Annotated in this window: 11 protein-coding genes; 6 read left to right on the plus strand and 5 right to left on the minus strand. The window is 45.3% G+C overall.

Annotated elements, in window-relative coordinates; all coding sequences use genetic code 11:
- Positions 1-22 precede the first annotated feature (22 nt).
- The 4 genes from QUB51_RS03240 to QUB51_RS03255 all read right to left on the minus strand — a co-directional run bounded on the left by QUB51_RS03240 (position 23) and on the right by QUB51_RS03255 (position 5,014).
- Complete coding sequence (locus QUB51_RS03240; RefSeq protein ID WP_333053731.1) at positions 23-379, minus strand: STAS domain-containing protein; 357 nt, start codon at positions 377-379, stop codon at positions 23-25.
- Positions 380-483: 104 nt separating this feature from the next.
- Positions 484-1,713, minus strand: coding sequence for a UDP-galactopyranose mutase (gene glf, locus QUB51_RS03245; protein ID WP_333259164.1), 1,230 nt, complete (start codon positions 1,711-1,713; stop codon positions 484-486).
- Positions 1,714-1,842: 129 nt separating this feature from the next.
- Positions 1,843-3,144: a glycosyltransferase family 1 protein gene (locus tag QUB51_RS03250; RefSeq protein WP_333053735.1), complete on the minus strand. Its 1,302-nt coding sequence runs from the start codon at positions 3,142-3,144 to the stop codon at positions 1,843-1,845.
- Between the two features lie 832 nt (positions 3,145-3,976).
- Positions 3,977-5,014, minus strand: a complete 1,038-nt coding sequence (locus QUB51_RS03255; RefSeq protein WP_333053736.1) for an aldo/keto reductase — start codon at positions 5,012-5,014, stop codon at positions 3,977-3,979.
- Between the two features lie 422 nt (positions 5,015-5,436).
- On the opposite strand from QUB51_RS03255, the gene QUB51_RS03260 reads away from it, so the two are divergent.
- The 3 genes from QUB51_RS03260 to dtd all read left to right on the plus strand — a co-directional run bounded on the left by QUB51_RS03260 (position 5,437) and on the right by dtd (position 8,136).
- Positions 5,437-5,838 (plus strand): fasciclin domain-containing protein, encoded by a 402-nt coding sequence (locus tag QUB51_RS03260; RefSeq protein WP_333053794.1) that lies wholly within the window; start codon positions 5,437-5,439, stop codon positions 5,836-5,838.
- A 535-nt stretch (positions 5,839-6,373) separates the two neighbouring features.
- Positions 6,374-7,525 (plus strand): GTP-binding protein, encoded by a 1,152-nt coding sequence (locus QUB51_RS03265; RefSeq protein WP_333053737.1) that lies wholly within the window; start codon positions 6,374-6,376, stop codon positions 7,523-7,525.
- Positions 7,526-7,680: 155 nt separating this feature from the next.
- Complete coding sequence (gene dtd, locus QUB51_RS03270; RefSeq protein WP_333053738.1) at positions 7,681-8,136, plus strand: D-aminoacyl-tRNA deacylase; 456 nt, start codon at positions 7,681-7,683, stop codon at positions 8,134-8,136.
- 225 nt (positions 8,137-8,361) lie between these two features.
- Here the strand turns inward: dtd and QUB51_RS03275 are convergent, their stop codons facing one another.
- Positions 8,362-8,613, minus strand: a complete 252-nt coding sequence (locus QUB51_RS03275; RefSeq protein ID WP_333053739.1) for a hypothetical protein — start codon at positions 8,611-8,613, stop codon at positions 8,362-8,364.
- Between the two features lie 43 nt (positions 8,614-8,656).
- Here QUB51_RS03275 and QUB51_RS03280 point away from each other — a divergent pair, with 43 nt between their 5' ends.
- The 3 genes from QUB51_RS03280 to QUB51_RS03290 all read left to right on the plus strand — a co-directional run bounded on the left by QUB51_RS03280 (position 8,657) and on the right by QUB51_RS03290 (position 12,818).
- The gene (locus tag QUB51_RS03280) at positions 8,657-9,892 is read left to right on the plus strand and encodes a HetZ-related protein (RefSeq protein WP_333053741.1); all 1,236 of its coding nucleotides are present in this window, start codon (positions 8,657-8,659) and stop codon (positions 9,890-9,892) included.
- Between the two features lie 895 nt (positions 9,893-10,787).
- A complete protein-coding gene (locus QUB51_RS03285) occupies positions 10,788-11,699 on the plus strand; it encodes a DUF2382 domain-containing protein (protein WP_333259160.1) in 912 nt (303 codons plus the stop codon).
- A 300-nt stretch (positions 11,700-11,999) separates the two neighbouring features.
- Complete coding sequence (locus tag QUB51_RS03290; protein WP_333053743.1) at positions 12,000-12,818, plus strand: ion transporter; 819 nt, start codon at positions 12,000-12,002, stop codon at positions 12,816-12,818.
- Positions 12,819-12,822: the final 4 nt, after the last annotated feature.

Genomic DNA, 12,822 nt, shown 5'->3' on the forward strand with positions numbered 1-12,822 from the left:
TCCCCCCTCTCTCCCTCTCCCTCTAGCTAGCAAGACTTGGCAAACCTCCTAACTGTTCAGTTAGCTCACTTGTGAGAGAAAATTCTTCGGCAAACGGCAAACACTGAAATATTTGCTGTAGTCCCGTGAGTTCAAATAGAATTCTAACTTGTTCGCTCATGGCAGAGATCAAAAGTATACACTGGCTGTCTCTCACTAATTTCACGATCGCCACTACAGCCATTAACTCGGAATTTTTCAGGAAATTTATTTTTGAGAAGTCCAGCATCAGAATTTTGCCACCGCTTTCAATGAGGCGCTGTATTTCTTTCTGAAACTGAGCAAACTGAGAAATTTCCAAAACCTCATGAGACAAAACAATTTTAACTAGAACGTTCATTTTTACCTCAATGCTTGTTTGAATTATTAAATAACTTTTGATGAAAACCGAGTAAGGTGCTCTATGAGCACCTTACCTTTTTACCCGTAACTCGCAGCTTCCAGCTACTTACTAGGAGATTTGCCGTTGCCGTTGTTGACAGCAGCGACTTCTAGAGAAGCTGCGGCTGGGCGATGGGCGACTCCATTGGATGAGCTGACATTAGAGGCAGAACCGTTAACATTTTCTATCAATTCAATCATCGGCTTGGTAGTAAGTTGCGTGTAAGTTGTTAGAGCTTGAGCGACTACTTGATCCATGTTGTAATACCTGTAAGTCGCCAGCCTTCCCACGAAAGAAACTCCCGGAGTTGCATCAGCCAAAGCCTTATATTTCTTGTATATTTCGGCATTTTCTGGACGCGGAACCGGGTAGTAAGGGTCTCCCTCAGCTTGGGGATATTCGTAGACAATGCTAGTTTTTAGATGCTCTTGTCCGGTGAGGTATTTAAACTCGGTGCAGCGAGTATATAAATGCTCGTTGGGGTAATTTACCACCGGTGCTTCTTGGTGTACGGCTACGTTCAGTGTTTCGTGCTTAAATTCCAAGGAACGGTAAGGAAGTTTGCCGTAGCAATAATTGAAATAGGAATCGACTGGCCCGGTGTAAATCATTTCCCCGTAAGGAATAAAACCCTCAATCTCCCGGTAGTCGGTATTCAGCATCACCTTGATGTTTGGGTGAGAAAGCATTTTTTCAAACATCCGAGTGTAGCCGTGCAGGGGCATTGCTTGATAGGTATCGGTAAAATAGCGATCGTCCCGGTTAATGCGAGTGGGTACGCGCGCAATCACTGAGTTGTCGAGTTCCGACGGATCCATTCCCCACTGTTTGCGGGTGTAGTTGCGGAAGAATTTCTCGTAAAGTTCGCGGCCGACTTTGCTGACAACGACATCTTCGGAAGTGCGAATATAATCCTTTGGTTCTGCTACTTTCGCGAAGAAATCTTCTACTTCAAATGAGGTGAGATTCAGTCCGTAAAGTTTGTTTACGGTGTTGAGATTGATCGGAATTGGCAGCAGTTGACCGTCAACGCTGGCGAGGACGCGGTGTTCGTAGGGCCGCCACTCGGTGAAGCGCGAAAGATACTCGAAAACAGGGCGCGAATTGGTGTGAAAAATGTGGGGGCCGTATTTGTGTACGAGGATGCCATGATTGTCGTAGTGATCGTATGCGTTACCGCCGATGTGGTTGCGGGTATCAATTATCAGAACTGTTTTTCCGGCTTCATTTGCTAGTCTTTCGGCAATGACGCTACCTGCAAATCCGGCTCCGACGATTAAATAGTCAAACATGGAAACACCTCTGATTGTGGGTAAGGGTAAGGGTAAGAAATAATTGGTAATTGGACATACAGCGAGGAGTGTTGAGTGTTAATTTTTGAATCCGTAACGTGTAACTCTTTAACTTCAACCTCAACATTCCTAACTTAAAACTTTCATCCTGCCTTCAGCTTTCTGCTTTTTATCGTCGATCGCACTTTCGATCAACCCCAGCATTTCGCCCCAGGTATTGTCCCAAGAATTGTCTGCTAAAAAGGCATCTACTTCACTCAGCCACTTGGTGCGAACGTCCGAACTTTCGTTAAGGATTTCTTCGGCACAAGCAACGAATTCTTCCCAATTGCTAGCAATCCGAACCAAGCCGTTTTCTCCGTAGGGCCGCACCACGTCGCGGATAGGAGTAGAAATGACAGGTTTGCCGGCAGCGAGGTATTCTGGAGTTTTCGTCGGACTAATAAACTTAGTCGATTCGTTAATCGCAAAAGGCAGCATGGCGATATCCCATCCGCCAAGATACGCTGGCAATTCTTGATAAGATTTGCCACCGAGATAGTGAATATTGGGGTGAGTTGGCAGAGTTGCCGGGTCGATTTTCACCACCGGGCCAATGATGACTAAATGCCAGTCTGGCTTTGCTTGGGCCATGCCCGCCAGCAGTTCGATATCCATGCGTTCGTCTATGACGCCATAAAACCCCAAACGCGGGTGAGGAATGTCTTTTTGATCCGCCGGTTCTTCTGAAAGGTTCCTGGCTGTCGCAAAGTGTTCTTTTTCGATGCTGCTGGGGAAGGGGTGAATGTTTGGGTGCTGGTGCTGTTTGGCTTCGTAAAGGTTGTGTCCTCCGGTAAATACTACGCTGGCGCGCTTTAATAGTTGGTTTTCATTGGCTTTTAAATCGGGGTGTGCGCCTTTGAATGCTGACAATTCATCCATGCAGTCGTAGACTACAGCTAGCGGCTTTAAGTGGCTTGTGAAGCTGACAGCCATTGGTGTGTAATACCACAGAATGTACTGGCTAATTTCTGCCGCTCTAAACAAATCATCTAGCATGGCTTGCTGAGCAGTTTGTGCTGTTGCTTCGCTGGTTCCTTCGCTCAGGTGCGGTACTATTACCCAGACTCCGCTTTCGTGGATGCTGACATCAAGCCACCAATCTGTAGCTGCGCTAAATACAGGTTCTTCTACAAAGAATACGCGACGAGTTTTGGCACAACGACTCAAGAGATGTTGCGGACGCTGATAGACAAAATTCCACCGCAAATGAGACAAGCAAACTAAATCTGGTGCTTCTACAGCCTCAGTTTTTGATAAGTTGGCGCGCACTGCGGGCGAGGGAGCGAATTGAGAGGGGGATTTGGCGGGATCTATAGAGGTAAATCGGATCTCCCATGCTCGCTCTTTATTGCTATAATTATTGTTGACTGAGTTTTCTGGGGGCGACATATTAGCCTCTGGAATTTGTCAATGAAAAATTGTCAGTTAAAATTGGTCAAGAGGATATATTTCTCAGCAGGGTCTTACTGAAAGTCGCAAGCATAAATGTGAGAAGTTTTACGAGCAAGCGCCGCATTCAGTGAGCCAAACAAAGAAACTGTTTAGCTGCGGGAAAAACCGGCTTATCTGCTTTTTTCAGAATTGAAACTTTGAGATAAGTTAATATTGTTAGATTTGCTATTGTTGTTAAATGTAACCCAGTTTTTCTGCCATAACTTCTATCTGAAGGATGACTTTTCTCTCAGGAGACACCTAGCTTGCACGCTGGGTTCAAAAGCCTTTAAAATGCCGATCGACCTTGTAAAATGACTCTTAACTGGCAGGTACGGGGTGAAAAAAGAGCGAGTTTTATTGCTTTATTTGAAGATGAGAGAAAATTTGCCATCAAGTTTATGTTGCTTTTTGATTTGACAAACCTTGCTTTTTTTTAACTCATCCGATCGCTCTTAGGGAAAATTTGTGTCCTAATATACACAGTTTCGTCAAAGATTTCTAACTTCCGATAGATTAACAATTAACAGTTTATGCAGTGGGGTTAAACTGACAAAATATCACCTATCTCAACAATATCAAATAAAACAGGTAACGGCAACGATAAACCTAAGATTTTGCGCGAGTATATGCCAAGAAACCAAGATGATGACATTTGCGCTGTGGGCGTCAGTTTAATCTCGCGCCCACAGCACCAATGTCAATCATCCCTCTAAGGGCGGGTTCGCCGATATCTGCAATCAAACGCCAAATATCCACGTAAACCCGCAACTAGAAAATAGCAGCAACTTTACAGTCGGCGGCTGTCAATTTTGGCCATTCCTCCTCCAAAGGCAAAATCTTGCACCGTCGAACTCTTTAAGAAATCGTGAGGGAAACCCAATTCAATTGCACTTACTTTGTCTAACTGCTGCATTTGTTCGGGGGTTAATTTAAACTCCAAACAAGCCAGATTTTCCTGAAGTTGCGAGAGTTTGCGCGAACCCACAATTGGAATAACTTCGACTGGCTGTTGGATCAGCCAATTTAGGGCTACTTGAGAAGCAGGTTTGCCAATTTCGGCTGCTATTTTGCTAACTTGGTCAGCTATTTTGAGGTCGCGTTCGTTAATTTTTCCCGATTCAGGTGAATTCAGCCGTTTAGCTTCGCTGGCTGTTTCTGAAGTGTTGTATTTTCCTGTTAGCAAACCGCCTGCTAGGGGACTCCAAGCTGTGACGCCAATATCAAAGGCTTTTGCCATAGGGATCAAGTCCCGTTCAGGAGTTCGCTCTTTTAAAGAATACTCGATTTGCAAGCCGATAAATGGTGTCCAACCGCGCAGGTGGGCGATCGTATTTGCTTGAGAAATAATCCAAGCCGGCGTATCGGAAATGCCGATGTAAAGAACTTTGCCGGCGCGTACCAAATCGTCAAAAGCGCGCATTACTTCTTCGACGGGTGTGGTAAAATCCCAAGCGTGCAGCCACAGCAAATCTATGTATTCGACTTGCAATCGCTTCAAACTGGCCTCTACTGCTTGCACCATATTTTTGCGGTGGTTGCCAAAACCATTGATTTCGCCATTCTTCATGTTGAGGCTATACTTAGTGGCAACTACCCATTTTTCGCGATCGGCTGCGATGAACTCACCGACATATTTTTCGCTAGTACCGTTGGTGTAGAGATTCGCGGTATCAATGAAATTGCCGCCCGCTTCTGCAAAGGCGTCGAACATTTTCCGGCTTTCGTCGTAGGAACCGCCCCAACCCCAATCTTCGCCAAAAGTCATGGTTCCGAGGCAGATTTCCGAAACGCGAAGTCCGCTGTGACCTAGTAGTTTGTATCTCATGTCACCCTTCCGCTAGTTAGTGGTTGTTAACAGTTTAGATCGGGATTTCCCAAACTGTTGCCATCAGTCGGGGTGGCAGGCTTTTGTAATGTGTTAGCGCTGCGCTGAAGGTTGAATGTTTTGCCAAGTCAATCAAAATGTCGTAGCAGGGGCGATGCTGTCTCGCCCCTGCGTTTAGTTTAAACAGCGCGCAGGGGCGATCGGCTTACCAATGTATTTAGGATTACATTTCTAAATTAAAATACAGTAAAATCGGTAAATTATAATCTACCTTTAGGTAGGTATTTACTGACATGAGTTATATATAAAAAAATGTTCTATTTTATATAAGAAAACCAAACTGAACGAGAAAAAATATCTGTAGCTAAATTAACTTTTTAGCGTTATAGTGATTTACAGATTACAAAAACTAGGTGACTCACTTGGCTGACATCGTTGATACCGCCGTTTCGGCAGGCTCTTTTACTACCCTAGTTGCTGCCGTCCAAGCCGCTGGTTTAGTAGATACTCTTAAAGGCGCTGGCCCCTTCACTGTTTTTGCGCCTACTGACGAAGCTTTTGCTAAGCTTCCCGCAGGTACTGTAGAAGCACTGCTTAAGGACATTCCTAAGCTGACAAAAATCTTGACTTATCATGTCGTTTCTGGCAAAGTTATGGCCGCTGATGTGGTCAAGCTGAAATCTGCCAAGACAGTGGAAGGTTCAGAAGTTAAAATTGATGCTTCCAATGGTGTCAAAATCAATGATTCTACCGTTACAACAGCCGATGTTGCTGCTGATAATGGTGTCATCCACATTATTGATTCAGTCTTGCTTCCTGCGTAAGCACAGATTTAGATAGCGCAATACTATCTTGAGGGCGGTGGCTGTTGTTAGCCACCGCCCTGTTTTCGTTGAGGTTTAAATATTTTAGGCTGCTCAATAATTAAAACTATTATATAGCCATCCTTGCAGGAGTCGTAAATTTTTTACCCCACCCCAACCCTCCCCTTGGTAAGGGGAGGGAGTAAGAAATTCACAAATGATTTAGGATTGCTATAGAGTAGGGGGAATTGGCCGATCGCACTGGGCTTGAGTCTGTCCCAAATTTGTCGCTGCTGGAGTTAGTGGCAAAAACTGCGACAGGTACTCTGGACAAAATTTTATCAAAAAAATAAAAAAGTGCGATCGCGTTAGCAATTGCCGATAATTAGCGGCCCACTTATTTTGCACTCTCGGGCTGATTCCCGGTTGATGCGTAGATACCATGCCACCAAACCCAACATTTCTCCGAGAAACTGGGTTTACCAGGCCTTGTCCTAATTAAGATACAATAAGAGCCACAAAGAAAGTGCGATCGACATTATTTGACATTCAAGCTATGCAATCTACAACTCAGTCCGAGACAGAACCGGCGATGGACGCTCCCAAACACGGCTTACCCGTTACCATCATTACAGGATTTCTCGGCAGCGGCAAAACAACCCTGCTCAACCACATCCTGACCAACCAGCAGGGTTTGAAAACAGCAGTTTTGGTAAATGAATTTGGCGAAATCGGCATCGACAACGAACTGATTGTCACCACCGACGACAACATGGTTGAGCTGAACAACGGCTGCATTTGCTGCACTATTAATGAAGATTTAGTTAATGCAGTTTACAAAGTTCTGGAACGTCAAGAAAATCTCGATTATCTGGTAGTCGAAACAACCGGACTCGCCGACCCGCTGCCAGTAGCAATGACTTTTTTAGGCACAGAACTGCGCGACCTGACTCGTCTCGATTCGATAGTTACAGTAGTAGACGCAGCCAACTACAGCTTAGATTTATTCAACTCTCAAGCAGCTTACAGTCAAATAGCTTACGGCGATATAATTATCCTCAACAAAACTGATTTGGTTGAAGAAGCAGATTTAGATTTGTTGGAAGTTAAGATTCGGGATGTCAAAGAAGGTGCTCGAATTCTGCGAACAGTAAAATCGCAAGTTCCCCTACCGCTTGTCCTCAGCGTCGGATTGTTTGAATCGGACAAATATTTCCAATCTGAAGAAACTCCTAGCAGTCACGACCATCACGACCATCACGACCATCACGACCATCACGACCATCACGACCACAGCCATCACGACCATCACGACCACAGCCATCACGACCATCACGACCACAGCCATCACGACCACAGCCATCACGACCACTCCGACCATTTAGAAAATGACGGATTTACCTCAATTTCTTTCCTGAGTGACAAGCCGTTTTCTCTGAGAAAATTTCAATATTTCTTAGACAAACAAATGCCAACAAATGTGTTTCGCGCGAAAGGGATTATGTGGTTTGAAGAAAGTCCCAAACGGCATATTTTTCACTTGAGCGGCAAGCGATTTACGATGGACGATGACCAGTGGAAAGGCGATCGCAAAAACCAGCTTGTTCTCATCGGTCAGGGTTTGGATACCGAGACTTTGCGATCGCAACTCGAAAACTGTCTTTGTATGCCTTCAACCAATCGCGGCAAAGGTTTTGGGAAAAACTAAAGGTTACTGGTTCCCAGGCTCTGGCCTGGGAACCGATGTAAGCGAGGCTCTGCATCTCTGGTACTTAGGAAGATAGGAGGCAGAGCCTCTGGATCTGCGTTACCAGGCCAGAGCCTGGTAACGAGTAATTACCTATTACCAATTACCGATTTCCCATGCGAGTCATCATCCAGCGAGTAAAATCATCTCAAGTCGAAATTGACGATCGAATTATTGGCAAAATTGGCCGCGGACTTAACTTGCTTGTAGGTATTGCAGACACCGACACCGAAACAGAACTCGATTGGATGGCTCGCAAATGCCTGGAATTGCGTTTGTTTCCCGACTCTGCCACGGATACCGGGCGCTGGGACAAGTCAGTACAAGACATTGGCGGCGAGTTGCTGGTTGTCAGTCAGTTTACTCTCTACGGGGACTGCCGCAAAGGTCGGCGACCTTCCTTTGACCGAGCAGCGGCTCCTGAACGAGCCGAAATTTTTTATGATAAATTTGTCGAAAAGTTGCGCCAGAGCGGCTTAAAAGTCGAAACAGGCTTGTTTGGAGCGATGATGCAAGTCTCGATCGAGAATGACGGGCCGGTGACTTTGGTATTAGAGAAAGAATCAGGGTGAATTGTTTGCAAACAAAGCTCTGTGTGCTTCTTTCTGATTCCTTCTTCCTTCTTGGATAAGATCAAATTTTCAGATTAACCGGGTTTCCTAACTGCTGTTGCGTAGGTTCTGAAGACATTGCAGATAGCTACACTCTGCCAAGTCTCGATTCCACAATCTCTAACGGCCAAAACCCCCTCAAATAGCCAGTTATTAGATTGTCCACTCAGCGGCCTGGCAGCACCCTCAGTTTTCCTGGCGATCGCCCCACGCACATAACAGCTCAGAATGCTTGTAAAGTAAGGCTTTAACGGCAATAAAACCAATCTTCCACAGCCAGCGATTAGAATCAGATTCAGCAGCCAAAAACTGTTGCATGAGAGAGTGGAACACTGGCATAACTACGGTTATCTCTACTTCCGTAACATTCAATGTATAGAGAGTTGAATCAGCACAGCAAGCGAAACCGCCAGCAACTGCCGCCTCACACTCTGACAAATGTCCTCGCACACCCGCTGTGCCCTACCACCCGATAAATGCCATGACTGCCAAAACTGCCACCACCGTCAACTGCAACACCGCTTCTGGCTTCAACTGCATTCCGGCTACCTCCAGCGAACCAAACGCCGAAATCAATACTGTTCCCAGCATCGATATCCTCGCTTTGGCTGACTTCGCCCTCAAAGAATTGCAAGGGGAAATGAAAACTGCCAGCCGCAGCGCTCAAGCAGTGGCGATGCGGATTGCTAAGGAAGTTGAACGGATTTGCCAAAAAAGCGATCGCATCCAAATTTCCGGCGAAGTTGAAGCTTGGCAAATCACCTTGGCCGAGCACCGGTTGCAAAAAACCCTGCAATACTACCGCCTCGGTTCCAAACAAGGCCGCGTCGAACTGCATTCTCACCTCGCGGCGATGATTTACCGCCATGTTGCTTCTTTCCGATCGAACTTGAACTTCCAAGCTCGCTACAACATGATTGAAGACTTTTTGCAAGGCTTTTACATCGAATCTCTGCGAGCTTTCCGTCGCGAACATCAACTCGATGTCACCTACCAGCCCCGCACGCAGCTAGAATTGGCTGAGTACATGGCTTTTACCGAACACTACGCCAAGCGCCAAATCGGTTTGCCCGGCCGCAACCGCCAACGCCTGATCGTGTTGCGCGCTCAAGGATTTGCCAAGGGCCAGCCTCCCGAAACTGCGATCGACATTGAAATGGCTGTAGAATCCGGCAAGGGAGAAGATGCGGAAATTTACAGCCGCTCTCCGGCGCTGCAACAAGTGCGCGAGCAAATGGTATCGGAAACTGTCGATCCTGCTGATGCTGTGCTGCGCGATCGAGTAGTCTCGGAATTGATCGCCTATCTGGAATCGCAAAATCAGCCAGAATGCGTGAATTACTTAACTTTAAAATTGCAAGACCTTTCGGCTTCGGAAATTGACCGCGTGCTCGGTTTGTCTTCCCGCCAGCGCGACTACTTGCAACAACGGTTTAAGTACCACGTCGAAAAATTTGCCCGCACTCAAAATTGGAAACTCGTCCACGAATGGCTGGGTGCTGATGTCGATCAAAAGCTGGGAATGACTTCGGACAAATGGGAAGCTTTTCGCGCTCAACTGTCGCCGGAAATGCAGCAATTGTTAGAAATGAAGCGGAATCAAGAAAGCGACAAGGCGATCGCCACCGCGATCAAATGCACTCCCAAACAAGTCCAAAAACGCTGGGCGCAACTGTTGGAGCTGGCTAGCCAGACTCGCAACAGCAACCAAGCTTAAGTGGTACTCAAATATGAATGCAACTGTTTTCTTGAGACTGGAAAATGCGATCGGGTGCGGCATCTACACAGGACTGCCCGCCCCGGCGTCCGCTCTCAACTCAACAAGGGCTGCTACTAATTTATCGCCGCTTATTGGCAAATTCAATTTATTAAAACAACATTACTTTTTTTAATATCTTTCGTTCCCTGGTTAGACCGGGGAATTTGTTTTTATTAGTCAGTAGTCAGTAGTCATTAGCCATTAGTCATTACTCATTAGTCATTAGTCATTACTCATTAGTCATTACTCATTACTCATTAGTCATTACTCATTAGTCATTAGTTAGGACAAATTGCTTGCTGAAGAGGCTACCGGGCATATATTCATAATGATTTTAAACATAGGGTGTAGCATAATCAAGGCAAAGTTTTTCAAATGTGTTTGCCCCAAATATCTCACCTAAAAGTCTATTTTTAAAGTAATAAATTATGTATATAGCAATCCTAAATCATTCATGTAAATTTGTAGGGTAGTGCTACCCCTACTCCCCGTGCCTACCCCCTATCTATCGGGGCAACCACGGGGAGTAGGGGTCGGATTGCCCCTACAATAATTACGCGAATAATTTAGGGTTGCTATATATTTTTTTGCTCCGTTAATGTACAGTATCAAAGTCTAATTTCTAAAAGTATTTTTCTATATAAATAGTTAGAAACCGATTGTGAAACTTGAGGGTGCGGAAGGTGGATGAAAAATTAAAAAGTCATCTATCCAAAGACAGAAAAAAATTAAAATAAATATACTCATCCTACTATTTTGTTTCACTTAATCCTTCATAAGAAGGAAGCATCAAATTTGAGATATATCTAAAATGGGGTCATAAGTTGATATAGATAGAAAAGGAAGGACTGGTATGTTACTTTACAAAATTGAAGATTTTAATCCCAACTACCGCGAAGCTGCTTTTAATGGCGAAGATATCAAAGGTCTGGATATCTATGCTGGAAATACAGATGAGAAGATTGGCTCAATTGATACAGCGCTAGTTGATGAGACAGGACGTTTCCGATATTTTGTGGTTGACACGGGTTTCTGGATATTTGGCAAGAAGGTATTAGTTCCAGTTGCACTTTGTCGAGTTGAGGTTGATGCAGAACGCATCTACGCGACGGGTTTGAGGAGTAAAGACCAAGCAGAAAGACTACCCAGGTATGAGGATGGGATGGTGGTTGATTACGATTATGAAGAACAAGTGCGGGGTGTTTATCGTACTCGAACTGTAGAAGGGTCTGCACCTGTAGAAGCATCATTGCCTTTAGAAACCTCATTGCCTGTACAAGCATCTGCACCAGTTTCTATGCCGCGTTCTGTCTCTAACCAAGCTAAGGCTGCTGGTTATGACCGCAACACATACACTTACGAACAAGAGCCTCAATTGTATCAGATGAACGATCGCGAGCATCACAAGTTCCGACTCTACGAAGAACGACTGGTTGCAGAAAAAAGCCGTCACAAAGCTGGCGAGGTAGCAATTGGCAAGCGAGTTGAAACCGAAACGGCACGAGTTTCCGTTCCAACAGAAAAAGAGCGAGTGGTAATTGAGAGTATAACTCCAGAAAAGGCAGGTGCGCCAGTAAATCTGGATACTCCCTTCAAGCAGGAAAAGGTGATGCGTATGGAAGTTTACGAAGAAAGTGCTGATATCAAAAAAGAAGCTTTCGTGCGCGAAGAAGTTAACATCAGGAAAGAAGTTGAAACGGAGACCGTTGAGGCAACGGAAACACTGCGTCGTGAAGAGTTGGACGTGAAGAGGGAAGGGCGTTAGAGTGCGAATGAATTTAACAAGGGTTTGTAGTTAGTTGCGCTGTCTTCACCCACATGAGCTGGGTCAGCTAAAAAGCTGGCAGGATACTTTGTTTTTAGGATGGTTTGGTTCAATGGGTGTGGCAGCGATTTTCTATGCCATGCTGGCGCTACGTAAAACGGGGTTAGAGTCAGCTTGGGTCATTGGTAGCCTAATTATTTGCGTGTCAATAATAGCCCACTGGTTTACTGCTGTGCCATTGGCGAAACCTTATACTAAAATGCAGCGTAAAAGACAAACTTTTAATGATTTGGTAGGTAGATGAACAACCCCAACCTAGCCAAAAAACAAGCCATAGAACAAGAGCAAGGCGAAATTTTGCAACAGCTAGAAGATTGGCTGGAAGCTCCCATGCTGGTGCTGGCATTTGTGTGGCTAGCCCTATTTATTATTGAATTAACTTGGGGATTAAATCCACTGCTAGAAGTCGTTAGCACTACTATTTGGATTATCTTTATTGCCGATTTTCTAGTTAAATTTGCCTTAGCTCCGCGCAAAATTTCCTATATTAAAAGCCATTGGATAACGGCTTTTTCTCTGCTGTTGCCTGCTTTGCGTACCTTGAGGATTGTACGAGTGGTGCGAGCATTCAAAACAGCACGGGCTGTGCGAAGTTTGCAGTTGTTGCGAGTTATGACTGGTACGAATCGAGGGATGCGGGCATTAGCTGCGAGTGTTAGCCGTCGCGGATTTGGTTATGTCGTAGGACTAACGATAATTATTACCTTGGTAGGTGCAGCAGGGATGTATGCTTTTGAAAAAGATGTCGCCGATGGTTCCTCCGGGTTAAATAATTACGGCACAGCGTTATGGTGGACGGCAATGCTAATGATGACAATGGGTTCGGAATATTGGCCCAAAACGCCAGAAGGTCGCATACTTTGCCTTGTTCTGGCACTCTATGCGTTTGCGGTTTTTGGTTATGTAACTGCGACCATCGCCACATTTTTTATTGGTCGCGATGCAGAGGATGACGAGGCAGAATTAGCAGGAGCGAAATCAATTGCAGCACTTCAAACGGAAATTGCTGCCTTGCGGGCTGAGATTCAGCAATTATTAAATCAGAATTCAAAGTCTTGAATTA

This window comes from Microcoleus sp. AT8-A3 (assembly GCF_036705675.1).
Lineage (GTDB): Bacteria > Cyanobacteriota > Cyanobacteriia > Cyanobacteriales > Microcoleaceae > Microcoleus.